The sequence below is a fragment of the Dickeya oryzae genome, from assembly GCF_009372235.1.
Classification (GTDB): domain Bacteria; phylum Pseudomonadota; class Gammaproteobacteria; order Enterobacterales; family Enterobacteriaceae; genus Dickeya; species Dickeya oryzae.
Window position 1 is genome coordinate 654,759 of record NZ_ML762920.1, and the last position, 16,098, is coordinate 670,856.

A 16,098-nucleotide genomic window follows, 5' to 3' on the forward strand; every position below is an offset into this window, starting at 1 on the left:
ATGAAGTTATATGCTGCGAGTTCCAACGGAAAATAATTATCGTATTCACGGCAAGATAGGCCTGCTCTTTTTATTCCCGTACCATCATTTACGCTATTCGGTTAAATAGTCTGGTTTTTTATTATCAGAAGCCTGGATAGTTTTTATTTCATCACCAATAAGGGAACTTTTCGTGCTGCTCCACAGAGAAACATTTGCTTGTGCTTCCGTTATTACCTTATTTAAAAAATGGTTTTTATGACACCAGAACTCATCGCCCATTTTATGATACCGGTTTCAGCACTTAAAACGGGTATCTCAATTACGTCAATACGTGACCGAAATTATTTCCCATCCCTTCACCATAAGATGATTAACATGTCGTTATGCGAGCCAGATCGAATTATCGAACGAATCCAGATGGTTTTTTCTGGCCATCTACTTCGGGATGTGGTCGAAAAACAAAAACGCTGCCACAATTTCAGAACATTCCGTTAACAAAAAGCACTTTTTATCGCCGCTATGTCGATAATCACTAATCTGGAAGCATCATCACAGCCATAGTAATGATTCTTCAAAACACACAACGAGAAGAGTACATTAGTATCGTTAGGCGATTACTCATCAGGAATAGGATCCTGTAAAAGGCTTGTTACATGTCACCGATAGAAAAATCGAAAAAACTGGAAAACGTTTGTTACGATATTCGTGGCCCAGTACTAAAAGAAGCAAAAAGACTGGAAGAAGAAGGCAACAAGGTACTTAAGCTGAATATTGGCAACCCGGCGCCTTTTGGGTTTGATGCTCCGGATGAAATTCTGGTGGATGTCATCCGCAATTTGCCAACCGCGCAAGGTTACTGTGATTCAAAAGGGTTGTACTCTGCCCGTAAAGCTATCGTGCAGCACTATCAGGCGCGCGATATGCGTGATGTCACGTTGGAAGACGTCTACATTGGTAATGGCGTATCCGAACTGATTGTCCAGTCAATGCAGGCGTTGCTGAATACCGGTGACGAAATGCTGGTGCCTGCACCGGACTATCCACTGTGGACAGCCGCCGTTTCGCTTTCCAGCGGTAACGCCGTGCACTACCGTTGTGATGAAGAATCCGACTGGTTCCCGGATCTGGATGATATCCGTAGCAAAATCACCCCTCGTACCAGGGGGATCGTCATTATTAACCCGAACAACCCGACCGGGGCGGTATACAGTAAAGAACTGCTGCTGGAAGTGGTTGAAATCGCGCGTCAGCATAACCTGATCATTTTTGCCGACGAGATTTACGACAAAATCCTTTATGACGACGCCCAACATCATTCCATTGCCGCACTGGCACCCGATTTGCTGACCGTGACCTTCAATGGCCTGTCCAAGACCTATCGTGTCGCCGGGTTCCGCCAGGGGTGGATGGTGCTCAATGGCCCGAAAAAACACGCCCGCGGTTATATTGAAGGCCTGGAAATGCTGGCATCCATGCGCTTGTGCGCTAATGTGCCGATGCAGCATGCGATCCAGACGGCGCTGGGCGGTTACCAGAGTATCAGTGAATTCATTCATCCGGGCGGGCGTCTGTATGAACAGCGCAATCGTGCATGGGAACTGATTAACCAGATTCCCGGTGTTTCCTGTGTAAAACCGAATGGCGCGCTGTACATGTTCCCCCGCATTGACGCCAAACGGTTCAACATCCACGACGACCAGAAATTGGTACTGGACTTGCTGCTGCAAGAAAAAGTGCTGCTGGTACAGGGTACCGCATTTAACTGGCCGGAACCGGACCACCTGCGTATCGTGACGCTGCCGCGTGTTGATGATCTGGACATGGCAATCAGCAAACTGGGCCGTTTCCTGGAAGGGTATCACCAGTAATGCGTTGCGTCCGGCGCTGCACGGTGCCGGACGCACCTTCTATCTATTCCGAACCTTTATTCCGAACCTTCCTATTATTCTGACCCGTTATCTTCTCCTGCCCCTTTCACCACAGCTGCTTTTTCAGGCTAGCCCTGATTTGCTTCTTGCTGTCAGAGCCGCCACAATAAACCTCTATTGCCTTACGCCGAGAGATGTTCATGGTCCAGAGTCACTTCTTCGCTCATTTATCCCGCCTGAAACTCATTAGCCGCTGGCCGCTGATGCGCAATGTCCGGACAGAAAATGTCTCAGAACACAGTTTGCAGGTCGCCTTTGTCGCGCACGCGCTGGCCGTGATCAAAAACCGTAAATTCAACGGCAATATCAATGTTGGCCGTATTGCTTTGCTGGCCATGTACCATGATGCCAGCGAAGTGTTGACCGGCGATATGCCCACGCCGATTAAGTATTACAACGCACAGATTGCCCACGAATATAAGAAAATCGAAAAAATTGCCCGCCATAACCTGATCACTATGTTACCTGCCGAACTGCAACAGGACTTCAGCCCACTGCTGGACGAATCCCACATCAGTGAAGAGGAACAGGCGATTGTTAAACAGGCGGATGCGCTTTGCGCGTACCTGAAGTGTCTGGAGGAGCTGTCGGCAGGCAATAATGAGTTTCTGCTGGCCAAAGCGCGACTGGAAAAAACGCTCCAGCAACGCCATAGCCCGGAAATGGATTACTTCATGACGGTGTTTATTCCGAGTTTTAGCCTGTCGCTGGACGAAATCAGCCAGGAATCGCCGCTGTAATCGCTCTTGCAGGTCAACTCAAACAGCCTGAGTCAGGCCTCAGGCTGTTCTCCTCGTTCGCGGTCAGAATGGGTATAACCAGGGCACCATCACCACACTAACGATCATCACCACCAGGGTAAAGGGTACGCCGACCCGAACAAAATCGCTGAAACGATATCCACCCGGTGCCAGTACCAGCGTATTAACTGGCGAGGAAACCGGCGTCATAAATGCAGCCGAAGCAGCAATCGCGATGATCATTGCAAACGGGTAAGGCGAAACCTGCATCTGTTCTGCCGCAGCAATCGCAATCGGCGCCATCAGGACCGCTGTCGCCGTGTTGGAAATAAACAACCCCGTCAATGCGCACAGTAGAAACAGGCATACCAACATCACATGCGGCCCGGCATCACCGCCAATTTCCATCAGCCCTTTTACCACCAGCGCGACCCCACCTGTTTGCTGCAATGCCAGCGCAAACGGCATCATCCCGACGATAAGAATCAGGCTCGGCCAGTGTACTGCGCGGTAGGCGCTTTCCATGTCGATACAGCGGAACTGCCCCATCAACAGACACGCAATCAAGGCAGCAATCGCATTAGGAATTTCGTCGGTGAGCATCATCGCCACCATCAGCGCCAGACAAAATAATGCGTGTGGGGCCTGATTACTGGCGGGAGCGACTTCATCGACTTCCGCTGGTAAATTGAGCACAATAAAATGACGCTTATGTTGGTGTAACAAACGGATGTTTTTCCAGTCGCCGATAACCAGCAGGATATCGCCCAGCTTCAATGCTTCGTCAGCCAGTGTCCCTTCCATCGCCTCTCCGCCCCGGCGAATGCCGACAACCGTTAGCCCATAGCGACTCCGAAATGTGACCTCTTGCAACGTTTTACCCAAAAGCCCGGAATCCGGGATAAGCGAGACCTCTGCCATACCGACATCGCGAGCCTGCTCAGAGAAATATTCGCCACGCAGCACCATCGGTTCCAGCCGCTGGGTAGCGCAAAACTCACGCAGATCGACCTCCGATGCCGACATGTCCACCAGCAGCACATCATTGAGCCGTAACTCGCTATTACCGCTGACGCTCACCATAATACGCCGGAATTTTTGCCAGCGTTCAATCCCGACCACATTGGCACCATAGCGCTGGCGCAATTGCGAATCGTCCAGACGTTGACCGATGAGCGGTGATCCGGTTCGGATTGCCAGCCGACGCGCCCGTCCGGTCAGCCGATACTCCCTGATAAGGTCCCGAAACGTTTTACGCTTCCACCTGTCTTTCTGGCCATCGCTATCGGTTGCGGTCAGCCAGAAACGCGCAACCAGCATATACACGACCCCGGTCAACAGAACGACGACACCGATAGGCGTGACGCTAAAAAAGCTGAACCCGGCCATTCCGGTTCGCATCAACTCACTACTGACAACCATATTGGGTGGCGTCGCCACCAATGTCATCATCCCACTGATAAGCCCGGCGAAAGCCAGCGGCATCATCAGACGAGCTGGCGTCGTTTTCATTCGTGCGGCAACATTCAGCACAACGGGAATAAAAATAGCCACCACGCCGGTCGAGCTCATGAAAGCCCCCAGCAGCGCCACCGTGCACATCAGCAAAATCAGCATGCGGGTTTCACTCTGCCCGGCCACACGCATCAGCCAGTCGCCGACCTGATAAGCGACGCCCGTTCGCACCAGACCCTCACCAATCACAAACAACGCCGCGATCAGGAATACGTTTGGATCACTGAAACCAATCAGTGCCTCCTGCAGCGTTAGCGTACCACTCAAGACAAACGCGACGATCACCAGCAACGCGATCACGTCCATGCGCAGCTTACCGGTGGCAAACAACACAATCGCAATCGATAACAGAATGACGACCCAGACTAGCGAACTGCTCAACATGCCTCCTCCTGACGTTAACAGTCCTTATTCATCAGGCGGCACTCCGGTCAGAAGTGGTTCTTCCAAAGGAGCCGCTTAAGTCCAGAATGCCATAAAAAAAACCCTCTTGATCATGGTTAGCGGGGTTTGTGTCATCATTTCAGGGTGATATTCACCCAGCCATCTGCTGTACGCGAAATCTGCAATTGCTCAAGAGAAGATAATGCGGCATCCACCTCATCCAGACGTGGTGTATCGGCAGGTGCCTTCACCGCGATAACCTTGCACCCGGCGGCTAAACCCGACAGCACGCCAGCTGGCGCATCTTCCACCACGACACACTCTGCGGGTGACAACCCCAATCGTTCGGCACCCAGCAGGTAAGCATCCGGGTTCGGTTTACCCCGTGCTACCTGCTCCGCGGTAATAAACTCATGCGGAGCAGACAACCCCGCCTCGCGATGGCGGGCATGGGCAATCGGCACCGTTCCTGACGTCACTATCGCCCACGGGATATCCAGTTCGTCCAGACGGGTCAGCAACGCCTGTGCGCCTGGCATGGCGACAATACCTGCCGTATCCGTCGCTTCAACCTGCTCCAGCTCAACAAACTCGCGTTGGATAGTCTCTTCGCTGGCACCTGCCAGAAAATGACGCAACGAGGTAATAGCTTGTTTACCATGAATAAAATCCAGGACCGTTTGCGGCGCAATATCATGATCTCGTGCCCAGTTACTCCAGGCCCGCTCCACCGCGGGCAATGAATCCACCAGCGTGCCGTCAAGATCAAACAGAAAACCTTTACACTCCACAAAAAGCCCCTTCTTTACTTATCTGCCCCTGAACCTAATCAGGCATTGATGATTTGCGCGATCTCCACCGCACTCAGGTGATACTGACGCGGGCAGGATTGCCAAATCGCCAGCATGCGGACGTATTTATCCCACATTTTGGTCTGTGAGTTAAAGCCATGCGTGCCGGAATCAAAATGAGGATAACGGCCTTCCACATGCACCATGAAGCGCACGTAGCCAAGATAACGCGCCTCCGTTGCCGCATCGAACCCTAGAAACGCCAGGCGGCGCTCATCCATATCCGGTTTTTCTTTCAGGTTGGCCCAGGACACCTGCAACGCATGGTGCATTTCCATGACATTGATGAGGGTGCGGCATACCTCTTCGCTCAAATCGCCAAAGTCACGATCCAGCTCCCGCATTTGCAACCCATATCCTCGCTCAATAATGGTTTGCAAGCGACGGTAACGCTCTGCGTTATCGGGATCCAGCATCGACATCATTTTGTACTGGTTAGACAGGATAAGTCTTTGAGCATTGGTCATTTCCATGGTGCACTCCTGAATCTGATTCCGACGAAAGGGATATTGACAGCAGAATCGCACACTGACTGGCAGTCGTTTCTTGATTTAAAACAGAATCGAATGGAAAAAAATTCAGCGTCTTTGGCTAAAAACCGGGTTTACATCAAAGAGAGTCCAGGAATGTCTTATCAAGTTGCTTGAAGGCACGATTCAGCACATCCGCCAGCATCTGATAAGTGGGCTCCCCCTCCACCGGTGCCAACGCCATCCCCGACGCCAGCAGCTTATGACGAATTTCATGAAACCAGTGTAATAAAGAAGGCGGTAGCGGTGTCACCGAACGACGTCCCAGCCACCATAACCCTTGCATTGGCAGGCTAAGCGCAAACAGCGCCGTTGCCACGCACGGGCCTAATTGCCCGCCCAATCCAATTTGCCAGGTCAGGGTAAATACAGCCAGTGGTGGCATGATGCGAATGGCAAACCGGGTGGCTCGCACCACTCGATTTTCAGGAAACACCGGCGCCAGACGCTTATCCGCAGGCCAGGTTTTCATATAGTGCTGACCAAGACGGAACCGTTGTAGCCATCCTGTTTTACCGGAGGGTTTCGTTGTCACGCTTAACCTCAATTTCATGTATAAAAAATAAAAAATTTGTACAAATCACCAACTGCAATTGACAAACTTAAAATATATTTTGTGTTTAATGATTGCTATCGGTATTCTAAAATAGCCTTTTGGCCGCGATAAAAGCCGTCTGACGCCGTTTGGTATTCGCTGTCGTGTTACTGTCGTATCTGTGTATTTTCAGGCAGCATGTTACCCTGTCATTCAGCGGGTCGGCCCACTGTTGTTGTTGATTTAGCGCGCAGCGCACCTCGCGTTTTTTTGCTGTCGCCGTTTTTTGCTGCGCCGATGTCACTTCGTCAGGGCGTCCATACGCCGCCAGTCGATCAATATCGGTGCTTTCCGTTGTCATGGCTGGAAAGTTGACCCGGCCATGATGTTAATCATAAATGTCGACCGTCTTCTGCGCTACGCTAGTCGTTGTATGACATTTTTTAACCACGTATAACAAGTAGGTACTTCCATGTCGAGTAAGTTAGTACTGGTTCTTAACTGCGGTAGTTCTTCTCTGAAGTTCGCCATCATTGATGCCGTTAACGGGGATGAATACCTGTCTGGTCTGGCCGAATGTTTCAATCTGCCCGAAGCGCGCATCAAATGGAAAATCGATGGCGGCAAACAGGAAGCCGCACTGGGTGCCGGTGCCGCCCACAGTGAAGCACTGAGTTTTATCGTTAACACCATCCTCAGTCAGAAGCCGGAACTCTCCGCTCAACTGGTAGCGATTGGTCATCGTATCGTACATGGCGGCGAAAAGTTCACCCAGTCCGCTGTGATCAACGACGAAGTGTTGCAGGGTATCAAAGATGCGGTTCCATTCGCACCACTGCATAACCCGGCTCACCTGATCGGCATCGAAGAAGCACTGAAAGAATTCCCGCACCTGAAAGACAAGAACGTCGCTGTTTTTGACACCGCGTTCCATCAGACTATGCCGGAAGAAGCCTACCTGTACGCCCTGCCGTACAAATTATACAAAGAACATCACATCCGTCGTTACGGCGCTCACGGTACCAGCCACTACTTTGTTTCCCGTGAAGCGGCAAAAGTCCTGAACAAGCCAGTAGACGAACTGAACGTCATTACCTGCCATCTGGGCAACGGCGGTTCTGTTAGCGCGATTCGCAACGGCAAATGCGTTGATACCTCTATGGGTCTGACACCGCTGGAAGGTCTGGTGATGGGTACCCGCAGTGGTGATATCGACCCGGCGGTGGTTTTCCACCTGCACGATTCCCTGGGTATGAGCGTAGACAGCATCAACAAAATGCTGACCAAAGAATCTGGTCTGCTGGGCCTGACTGAAGTGACCAGCGACTGCCGTTACGTGGAAGATAACTACGAGACCAAAGAAGACGCCAAGCGTGCGATGAACGTGTACTGCCATCGTCTGGCCAAGTACATCGGTTCTTACTCCGCGCTGATGGAAGGCCGTCTGGACGCGGTTATCTTCACCGGTGGTATCGGTGAAAACGCCGCCATGGTGCGTGAGCTGACGCTGAAGCAACTGGGTCTGCTGGGCTTCGAAGTTGACCATGAGCGCAACCTGGCTGCCCGCTTCGGCAAAGGTGGCAACGTCGCTAAAGACGGTACCCGTCCGGCATTGGTTATCCCGACCAACGAAGAACTGGTCATCGCTCAGGATGCACTGAGCCTGACCGCCTAAGTCTCCCCCACTCCGTCAGCCCAGGCTGACGGAGTTGTTTTAGCCGCATCGTTTTTGAACAACGAGCAACCGCAAACAGAGGTTAAGCCGTGTCCCGTACAATCATGTTGATTCCTACTGGCACCAGCGTGGGCCTGACCAGCGTCAGCCTGGGTGTCATTCGTTCCATGGAACAAAAAGGCGTGCGCCTGAGCGTATTCAAGCCTATCGCCCAGCCGCGTTCTGGTGATAGCACACTGGATCAGACCACCACTATCGTTCGTGCCACATCCGCCATTCCAGCCGCTGAACCGCTGGCAATGAGCTACGTGGAATCCATGCTGAGCAGCAACCAGCAGGACGTTCTGCTGGAAGAGATCATCGCTCGCTACCACGAAAACACCAAAGACGCAGAAGTCGTGTTGGTTGAAGGTCTGGTTCCGACCCGTAAACACCAGTTCGCCAACGCGCTGAACTATGAAATCGCCAAAACGCTGAATGCGGAAATCGTCTTCGTACTGGCGCTGGGTAATGACTCCCCGGCACAGTTGAAAGAGCGTATCGACATCGCCCGTTCCAGCTTCGGCGGCAGCAAGAACAAAAACATCACCGGCGTTATCATCAACAAACTGAATGCACCGGTCGATGAACAGGGTCGCACCCGTCCTGATCTGTCTGAGATTTTTGACGACTCGACCAAAGCCAGCGTGGCCAACATCGATCCGAAGCTGCTGTTTGCCAACAGCCCGCTGCCGATTCTGGGTTGCGTACCCTGGAGTTTCGATCTGATCGCCACCCGCGCTATCGATATGGCCAACCACCTGAACGCACGCGTTATCAACACCGGCGACATTCAGACCCGTCGCGTGAAATCGGTAACGTTCTGCGCCCGCAGCATTCCGCACATGCTGGAGCATTTCCGCCCTGGTTCACTGTTGGTGACCTCTGCTGACCGTCCGGATGTACTGGTTGCCGCCTGTCTGGCTGCCATGAACGGTGTTGAAATCGGTGCCCTGCTGCTGACCGGCGGTTACGAAATCGACCCGGCTATCAGCAAGCTGTGCGAACGTGCCTTCCAAACCGGCCTGCCGGTATTCATGGTCAAGACCAATACCTGGCAGACCTCACTGAACCTGCAGAGCTTCAATCTGGAACTGCCGCCGGACGACCATGAGCGTGTGGAAAAAGTGCAGGAATACGTAGCTCGCCACATCGATGCCCAGTGGATCGACTCCCTGACCGCTACCTCTGAGCGTTCACGTCGCCTGTCTCCGCCAGCCTTCCGCTATCAGTTGACCGAACTGGCACGTCAGGCTGGCAAACGTATCGTACTGCCGGAAGGCGACGAACCGCGTACCGTTAAAGCCGCTTCCATCTGTGCCGAACGCGGTATCGCACAGTGCGTGCTGTTGGGCAACCCGGATGAAATCCAGCGTGTCGCCGCTGCACAGGGTGTTGAACTGGGCAAAGGTATCGAGATTATCGACCCGGTTGAAGCCCGTGAACGCTATGTCCCGCGTCTGGTTGAACTGCGTAAGAGCAAAGGCATGACCGAAGTGGTCGCCCGCGAACAACTCGAAGACAACGTGGTTCTGGGTACCCTGATGCTGGAACAAGGCGAAGTTGACGGTCTGGTCTCCGGTGCCGTTCACACCACCGCTAACACCATTCGTCCGCCGTTGCAGTTGATCAAAACCGCACCGGGCAGCTCACTGGTGTCTTCCGTGTTCTTCATGCTACTGCCAGAGCAGGTGCTGGTGTATGGCGACTGCGCCATCAACCCGGACCCGACAGCCGAACAGCTGGCTGAAATCGCTATCCAGTCCGCCGACTCGGCTGCCGCCTTCGGCATCGACCCGCGTGTGGCGATGATCTCCTACTCCACCGGTAACTCTGGTGCGGGCAGCGATGTAGATAAAGTTCGTGAAGCAACCCGTCTGGCGCAGGAAAAACGCCCGGATCTGGTCATTGACGGCCCGCTGCAGTACGACGCGGCTATCATGGCTGACGTTGCCCAGTCCAAAGCACCGAACTCACCGGTTGCGGGTAAAGCCACCGTGTTCGTGTTCCCGGACCTCAACACTGGTAACACCACTTACAAAGCGGTACAGCGTTCTGCCGACCTGATTTCCATCGGGCCAATGCTGCAAGGCATGCGTAAACCGGTTAACGACCTGTCCCGTGGCGCACTGGTAGACGACATCGTCTATACCGTAGCCCTGACTGCTATTCAGGCAACACAGATTGCCTGATGAGGGTGTGGCGGCGCATCAACTGATACGTCGCTACGACAGAAACACAAACGCCAGCATCCGCTGGCGTTTTTTATTCAACCCATTATTACCGCAACGACAATTAATGCTCTTCTTCTACGGTATCATGGTCTTGTGTTCCGCTTGGCTCCTCGTTTTGAGCGCGTGACGTCACACGTGTCGGCTTGATGTAATCATTGTTGCTGCCACTGTTGCGGCTTAGCCAAAGCGATAATGCTTTGAGTGAATCTGGGGTGAACTCATCACAACGCGCGGTAATCTCCTCTGGTGTCAGCCAGCTCACCTCGTCAATCTCTTCAGCTTGCAAGGCAAACGGGCCATGCATGACACAACTGAACAGCGCGCCCCACACCCGGCAATCATCGCTTTCATAATAAAACAGGCCGTGTTCGGCAAACGGAACACCCGCGATACCCAATTCCTCTTCCGCTTCACGGCGCGCCGACTCCAGCAGATTCTCACCCGTTTGCACCACGCCGCCTGCGGTCGCATCCAGCCAGCCGGGGTAAAAATCTTTGGTTTCGGTACGGCGCTGGACCAGAATCTTGCCCATGCCATCATGTACGACAATATAGGTAGCGCGGTGTCGCAGATGCTGAGCACGCATCTGTTGGCGGCTCGACTGGGCAATCACCTCGTTGTTCTCATCAACGATGTCGACCCACTCTGTACCTGCCGTCTGTGTTTGTTCCACCATCCTCTGAAACCCTTTCGTCATCACGCGCTGATGCGCATCAGTTTTTAGAAATATTGGAATTATCGATGTAACCTGAGAGTAGTAGCGTCTAAATTAGTGGCTAATCGCAACCTGTGCAATAGTCTCCCCGCCTTGTAATGGCACAGCCTGCAACACGCCGTTTTCCAGTAAGCCGTAACTGGCAGGGTAACCGCCCTTCGGCAGGCTGACGGAACCGGGGTTGAAGCAAAAAATATCATCACGTCGCTCGGCTACCGGGATATGAGTGTGACCAAACACCAGCACATCACCAGCGTGCAGCGGTGGTCGTTTTTCCGGATGATAAAGGTGCCCGTGGGTTAAAAATAAGCGGTTGCCCGGTAACAGCACCTGCTGCCAGGGGGCAGTAATGGGAAATTGCAGCAGCATCTGGTCAACCTCGCTGTCGCAATTTCCCCGCACCGCCATAATCTGCGACGCATAACGGTTCAACAAACTCGCGACATCCGCAGGTTGATAACGATCCGGTAACGGGTTGCGGGGGCCGTGATTAAGAAAATCGCCCAACAGAATCAGCCAGTCGGCACCGCTTTGTTCAAAACGCTCCAACAGGGTTTCAGTGGCTGACAGTGAGCCATGCAGGTCAGAGGCAAACATCAGTTTCATGGTTCTATCCCGATGTGTGAATACATTCAGTCTCGCTATAGTACCAAAAACCCATGTCATCACAGGCAAAATTATCAGCCCTGACGCTTTTCGAGAGGAGCCCATACCGTAGCGCTGTCTGTATGAAAGGAAAAGAATAGCCATAACGGTTATTTATGTCTTATCCGCGAAGGTGCTAGGCTTTTGTCTGCCGATTGCTTTTCGGAGTCTTCAACCTCAGGTCAATGACTCCCTCACTGGAGAGATGATTCATGATTGATGTGTATTACGCCCCGACGCCTAACGGCCACAAAATCACCCTGTTCCTGGAAGAAGCACAATTACCTTACCAATTGCACAGGGTAGATATCAGCGCAGGCGACCAGTTCAAGCCCGCGTTCCTGGCGATTTCCCCGAATAACAAAATCCCCGCGATTGTGGATAACCAACCGGCAGATCAGGGAGCTCCGCTCAGCCTGTTCGAATCCGGGGCTATCTTGCTCTATCTGGCGGAAAAAACCGGCAAGCTATTGAGTACTGACATGCGGGAGCGCGCTACCACCCTGCAATGGTTATTCTGGCAGATGGCAGGCTTTGGCCCAATGCTGGGACAAAACCATCATTTCAATCACTATGCGCCGCAGCCGGTGCCCTATGCTATCGACCGCTATCAGAAAGAAACGGAACGCCTGTACGGCGTGTTGAACACACAGTTGTCCGAGCACACCTGGCTTGCTGGCAATGAGTACAGTATTGCCGATATCGCCACCTATCCCTGGGTGGTGTCACATGAACGCCAGCGTATTGACCTTGACGACTTCCCGGCGGTGAAAAGCTGGTTTGAGCGCATCCGCGAACGTCCGGCCACAGAGCGCGCCTACCAACTGGCAACCAAAGCCTGATAAAAATCGGATGAAAGTGCCACGTCCGGTGTACCGGGCGTGGTTTCGTCCTCCCTTCCTCGCACTTCCTCTCCCTTCGCTATCGCCACGAAGGCTGTCACTGCACTTTGTGTTGTCATCCCAGCACGCTATGCTGTTTCGACTACCCTGAAAAGTGCTTGTTCCACTGATAAAAATTCCCTGAGATGTGGGTAATATCACCGGCAGGTGCAGATGAATCATCTATGCTGAAATCAGAGTGAGTCAACGCGATACCAGCGTATAAAACACCACCATCACTCCCAGGGGAATAACCTGATACACGAAGCGAGGCCAGCTTATGAAGCTACTGATTACTGGGGGAACCGGCCTTATTGGGCGTCATCTGATTGCGCGTTTGTTGTCCCTGTCACATCAGGTCACTGTCGTTTCCCGCTCGCCGGAACGCGCGCGACGACTTCTGGGCGATCAGGTTACGTATTGGCATGGACTGGAAGATAAGACCTCGTTGGATGGCTTTGATGGCGTTATCAATCTGGCGGGGGAGCCTATCGCTGATAAGCGCTGGACCAAAGCCCAGAAAGCCCGTCTGTGCCATAGCCGCTGGGACATCACCCGGCAACTGGCACAGTTGATCCGCCACAGTCAGACGCCGCCAGCGGTGTTTTTGTCCGGCTCAGCCGTTGGTTATTACGGCGATCAGGGGCAAGCGCTGGTAACCGAAGATGAACCGCCTCACGATGACTTTACCCATGAACTCTGCGCCCGTTGGGAAGCACTGGCACTGGAGGCTGAAAGCGATAAGACCCGTGTATGCCTGATGCGTACCGGGGTGGTGTTATCGGCAGAAGGCGGCGCGCTGGCAAAAATGCTGCCGGTTTTCCGCCTCGGGTTAGGTGGCCCGATAGGCTCTGGCAGGCAATACCTGCCGTGGATTCATATTGATGATATGACCAACGCTATTTTATACCTGCTGGATACCCCCATGCTGAATGGCCCCTTCAACATGGTGTCGCCTTATCCGGTGCGTAACGAGAAATTCTCCGCCATGTTGGCGAATGTGCTGGATCGCCCCGGTTTTATGCGCACACCCGGTTGGGCACTCAGGATAGTGATGGGCGAAGCCGCGACACTGTTGTTGGGTGGACAACGTGCCATTCCCCAACAACTGGAGAAAGCCGGGTTCGGTTTTCGCTTTTTCGAGCTGGAAGAAGCCTTGAACGACTTGTTGCACCCTCGCGCCAGCTGAATTATATCAACCAGCGCGAGGAGCGTGTGACGTACGCCGCGTTACTTCAGCGCACCAGACAGGAACTGCTGTAAACGAGGGCTTTGCGGGTTGCCGAATACGGCCTCCGGCGGGCCCTCCTCTTCTACTACCCCTTGATGCAGGAAAATCACATGGCTCGACACATGCCGGGCAAACTCCATTTCGTGGGTCACCACCACCATGGTTTTACCCTCTTCGGCCAGTTGCTGCATGATGCGCAGCACTTCACCCACCAGTTCTGGATCCAGCGCGGAAGTCGGCTCATCAAACAGTAACACATCCGGCTCCATCGCCAGTGCGCGGGCAATGGAAACACGCTGCTGTTGACCACCCGACAAATCAGAAGGGTATTTCTCCTGTGACGCCCCGGTGATCCCAACCTTATTCAGGTAGAACTCCGCGCGTTTACGGGCTTCCGCCTTACTCAGCCCCAACACCTGTACCGGCGCTTCCATAACGTTTTCCAGCGCCGTCATGAAACTCCACAAGTTGAAATGCTGAAACACCATCGTCAACCGGGTACGCAGCAACTGTAGCTGCTTTTTGTCAAAGACCTTGAGCTGACCGTCTTTGTCCCGCACCATGTGGATTTCCTGTCCATTCACATGGATAGATCCTTCGCACGGTTTTTCCAGAAAGTTGATACACCGTAATAAGGTGCTCTTCCCCGACCCTGATGATCCAATAATCGAAATAACGTCCCCGGCTTTAGCCTCTAATGAAATGCCTTTCAGCACCTCATGCTGACCATAACGCTTACGCAATTCCGTCACCATCAGCTTATTATTCTGCATGCTTTATCTGTTCCTGCACTATTTCATGGAATGAACGGTTAATGGGATGAACGGGTGTGAAGATGCCGTAACCAGCGGCGTTCTGCCTTCCTGAACAACGCAATCAGTACAAACGATATCGCCAGGTACATCACCCCCGCAATGCCAAAGGCGTAAAACGGTTGATAGGTGGCGGCATTGATATCGCGCGCTACTTTCAGCAAGTCCGGCACCGTGACGGTAAACGCCAGCGCAGTAGAATGCAGCATCAGGATCACTTCGTTGCTGTAAGCCGGTAAGGCGATACGCAATGCGCCCGGCAAAATGATGCAGCGATACTGTTTGAAACGCGAAAAGCCATAGGCACGTGCCGCTTCGATTTCACCATGCGGCACCGAACGAATAGCACCGGCAAAAATCTCCGTGGTATAGGCACAGGTGTTGAGCGCCAGCGCCAGAATAGCGCAATTCAGACCACTACGAAAAAAGGCGTTCAACAAATCGGTACCGCGCACAATCTCCAGGCTGTACACGCCGGAATAAAACACCAGCAGTTGCACGTAGAGCGGTGTACCGCGAAACACGTAGGTAAAAACCCATACCGGCAACCAGTAACGACGACGCGGCGAAACGCGGGCCACCGCCAACGGAACCGCCATCAGACCACCGAGGGTCACCGAGATAATCAGCAGCCACAGTGTCATCGCCAGCCCGGTAAGGCGATAGCCGTCGCTCCACAGCAGTGCCTGCCAATATTGTTGTAGAATCTCACTCATAATTTACTTTCCGGACTCCCTGCGAGTAGCGTTTTTCCAGCCACCACAGCACCCCGTTGGAAAGGGTGGTAAAAATCAGATACAGCACACCGGCAACAATGGCGAAAAAGAACGGATGGTGCGTACCTTTCCCCGCCAATTGCGTTGCTTTGATCACATCGCTCAGCCCCAGCAGCGACACCAGCGCCGTCGCTTTCAGGATAACCTGCCAGTTGTTGCCGATGCCCGGCAACGCAAAACGCATCATCGACGGAAACATAATGCGGCAAAACACCTTCATCGGCGTAAAGCCAAACGCCACAGCCGCTTCAATCTGGCCACGCGGCACGGCCAGATAGGCACCACGGAAGGTTTCAGTGAAGTACGCGCCGTAGATGAATCCCACCGTAATAATCCCGGCACCCATCGGGTCGATATCGATTTGAGCCGCGCCCAGCGTTTCGGTGATGCTGTTAAGCACCATCTGCAACCCATAAAAAATCAGCAGCATCAGCACCAGGTCTGGTACGCCGCGAATCAGGGTGGTATAGCCAGAAAAAAAGCCGGACAGCAATCGACTGGATGAGAGCTTCGCCGCCGCCCCCACCAGACCAATCAGCAGTGACAGCACCAGTGAGCACAACGCCAGTTGCAGCGTCATGCGCGCGCCATCCATGATTAACTCGGAATAGCCATAAAGCATTAC

The 16,098-nt window shown here is 53.1% G+C and carries 16 protein-coding genes; 6 read left to right on the top strand and 10 right to left on the bottom strand.

The annotated features are described in order from the left end of the window. Positions 1-635 precede the first annotated feature (635 nt). Entirely contained in the window at positions 636-1,850 is a 1,215-nt protein-coding gene (locus tag FAZ14_RS02870; protein WP_016941082.1) for a pyridoxal phosphate-dependent aminotransferase, read from the top strand. Positions 1,851-2,050: 200 nt separating this feature from the next. Beyond that, positions 2,051-2,650, top strand: coding sequence for a 5'-deoxynucleotidase (gene yfbR, locus FAZ14_RS02875; RefSeq protein WP_016941083.1), 600 nt, complete (start codon positions 2,051-2,053; stop codon positions 2,648-2,650). Between the two features lie 63 nt (positions 2,651-2,713). Here yfbR and FAZ14_RS02880 read toward each other — a convergent pair whose 3' ends face one another. The 5 genes from FAZ14_RS02880 to FAZ14_RS02900 form a co-directional block, all read right to left on the bottom strand. Further along, positions 2,714-4,549: an SLC13 family permease gene (locus FAZ14_RS02880; RefSeq protein WP_016941084.1), complete on the bottom strand. Its 1,836-nt coding sequence runs from the start codon at positions 4,547-4,549 to the stop codon at positions 2,714-2,716. Positions 4,550-4,683: 134 nt separating this feature from the next. After that, positions 4,684-5,340, bottom strand: a complete 657-nt coding sequence (locus FAZ14_RS02885) for a sugar phosphatase (RefSeq protein WP_016941085.1) — start codon at positions 5,338-5,340, stop codon at positions 4,684-4,686. Between the two features lie 38 nt (positions 5,341-5,378). Next, the gene (locus FAZ14_RS02890; protein WP_016941086.1) at positions 5,379-5,873 is read right to left on the bottom strand and encodes a YfbU family protein; all 495 of its coding nucleotides are present in this window, start codon (positions 5,871-5,873) and stop codon (positions 5,379-5,381) included. Positions 5,874-6,009: 136 nt separating this feature from the next. Beyond that, positions 6,010-6,465 (bottom strand): terminus macrodomain insulation protein YfbV, encoded by a 456-nt coding sequence (gene yfbV, locus FAZ14_RS02895; RefSeq protein WP_016941087.1) that lies wholly within the window; start codon positions 6,463-6,465, stop codon positions 6,010-6,012. Between the two features lie 106 nt (positions 6,466-6,571). Then, positions 6,572-6,826: a hypothetical protein gene (locus tag FAZ14_RS02900; protein WP_016941088.1), complete on the bottom strand. Its 255-nt coding sequence runs from the start codon at positions 6,824-6,826 to the stop codon at positions 6,572-6,574. A gap of 111 nt (positions 6,827-6,937) precedes the next feature. Between FAZ14_RS02900 and ackA the strand changes: the two genes are divergently transcribed. Beyond that, positions 6,938-8,140, top strand: coding sequence for an acetate kinase (gene ackA, locus FAZ14_RS02905; protein WP_016941089.1), 1,203 nt, complete (start codon positions 6,938-6,940; stop codon positions 8,138-8,140). Positions 8,141-8,229: 89 nt separating this feature from the next. After that, complete coding sequence (pta, locus tag FAZ14_RS02910) at positions 8,230-10,371, top strand: phosphate acetyltransferase (RefSeq protein ID WP_016941090.1); 2,142 nt, start codon at positions 8,230-8,232, stop codon at positions 10,369-10,371. Between the two features lie 103 nt (positions 10,372-10,474). Here the strand turns inward: pta and yfcD are convergent, their stop codons facing one another. Continuing rightward, complete coding sequence (gene yfcD, locus FAZ14_RS02915) at positions 10,475-11,089, bottom strand: NUDIX hydrolase YfcD (RefSeq protein WP_016941091.1); 615 nt, start codon at positions 11,087-11,089, stop codon at positions 10,475-10,477. 93 nt (positions 11,090-11,182) lie between these two features. Continuing rightward, complete coding sequence (yfcE, locus tag FAZ14_RS02920) at positions 11,183-11,734, bottom strand: phosphodiesterase (protein ID WP_016941092.1); 552 nt, start codon at positions 11,732-11,734, stop codon at positions 11,183-11,185. 251 nt (positions 11,735-11,985) lie between these two features. Here yfcE and yfcG point away from each other — a divergent pair, with 251 nt between their 5' ends. Then, entirely contained in the window at positions 11,986-12,615 is a 630-nt protein-coding gene (gene yfcG, locus FAZ14_RS02925; RefSeq protein WP_016941093.1) for a GSH-dependent disulfide bond oxidoreductase, read from the top strand. A 319-nt stretch (positions 12,616-12,934) separates the two neighbouring features. Then, the gene (locus FAZ14_RS02930) at positions 12,935-13,843 is read left to right on the top strand and encodes a TIGR01777 family oxidoreductase (RefSeq protein WP_016941094.1); all 909 of its coding nucleotides are present in this window, start codon (positions 12,935-12,937) and stop codon (positions 13,841-13,843) included. A gap of 41 nt (positions 13,844-13,884) precedes the next feature. Here the strand turns inward: FAZ14_RS02930 and hisP are convergent, their stop codons facing one another. The 3 genes from hisP to FAZ14_RS02945 are packed head-to-tail and all read right to left on the bottom strand — an operon-like array spanning position 13,885 to position 16,095. Further along, complete coding sequence (hisP, locus tag FAZ14_RS02935) at positions 13,885-14,658, bottom strand: histidine ABC transporter ATP-binding protein HisP (protein ID WP_016941095.1); 774 nt, start codon at positions 14,656-14,658, stop codon at positions 13,885-13,887. A gap of 38 nt (positions 14,659-14,696) precedes the next feature. Continuing rightward, positions 14,697-15,413, bottom strand: a complete 717-nt coding sequence (locus FAZ14_RS02940; RefSeq protein ID WP_016941096.1) for an ABC transporter permease — start codon at positions 15,411-15,413, stop codon at positions 14,697-14,699. Then, positions 15,406-16,095, bottom strand: a complete 690-nt coding sequence (locus FAZ14_RS02945) for a histidine ABC transporter permease HisQ (RefSeq protein WP_016941097.1) — start codon at positions 16,093-16,095, stop codon at positions 15,406-15,408. Before FAZ14_RS02945 ends, FAZ14_RS02940 begins: the two co-directional genes overlap by 8 nt. Between the last annotated feature and the right edge of the window lie 3 nt (positions 16,096-16,098).

Excerpts from the sequence above, each read along its gene's own strand:
- FAZ14_RS02880 (WP_016941084.1), bottom strand. The coding sequence starts at position 4,549 with ATGTTGAGCAGTTCGCTAGTCTGGGTCGTCATTCTGTTATCGATTGCG.
- FAZ14_RS02900 (WP_016941088.1), bottom strand. The coding sequence starts at position 6,826 with ATGACAACGGAAAGCACCGATATTGATCGACTGGCGGCGTATGGACGC.
- yfcE (WP_016941092.1), bottom strand. The coding sequence starts at position 11,734 with ATGAAACTGATGTTTGCCTCTGACCTGCATGGCTCACTGTCAGCCACT.
- ackA (WP_016941089.1), top strand. The coding sequence starts at position 6,938 with ATGTCGAGTAAGTTAGTACTGGTTCTTAACTGCGGTAGTTCTTCTCTG.
- FAZ14_RS02945 (WP_016941097.1), bottom strand. The coding sequence starts at position 16,095 with ATGCTTTATGGCTATTCCGAGTTAATCATGGATGGCGCGCGCATGACG.
- yfcD (WP_016941091.1), bottom strand. The coding sequence starts at position 11,089 with ATGGTGGAACAAACACAGACGGCAGGTACAGAGTGGGTCGACATCGTT.
- FAZ14_RS02870 (WP_016941082.1), top strand. The coding sequence starts at position 636 with ATGTCACCGATAGAAAAATCGAAAAAACTGGAAAACGTTTGTTACGAT.
- yfcG (WP_016941093.1), top strand. The coding sequence starts at position 11,986 with ATGATTGATGTGTATTACGCCCCGACGCCTAACGGCCACAAAATCACC.
- FAZ14_RS02890 (WP_016941086.1), bottom strand. The coding sequence starts at position 5,873 with ATGGAAATGACCAATGCTCAAAGACTTATCCTGTCTAACCAGTACAAA.
- hisP (WP_016941095.1), bottom strand. The coding sequence starts at position 14,658 with ATGCAGAATAATAAGCTGATGGTGACGGAATTGCGTAAGCGTTATGGT.
- yfbR (WP_016941083.1), top strand. The coding sequence starts at position 2,051 with ATGGTCCAGAGTCACTTCTTCGCTCATTTATCCCGCCTGAAACTCATT.
- FAZ14_RS02940 (WP_016941096.1), bottom strand. The coding sequence starts at position 15,413 with ATGAGTGAGATTCTACAACAATATTGGCAGGCACTGCTGTGGAGCGAC.
- FAZ14_RS02930 (WP_016941094.1), top strand. The coding sequence starts at position 12,935 with ATGAAGCTACTGATTACTGGGGGAACCGGCCTTATTGGGCGTCATCTG.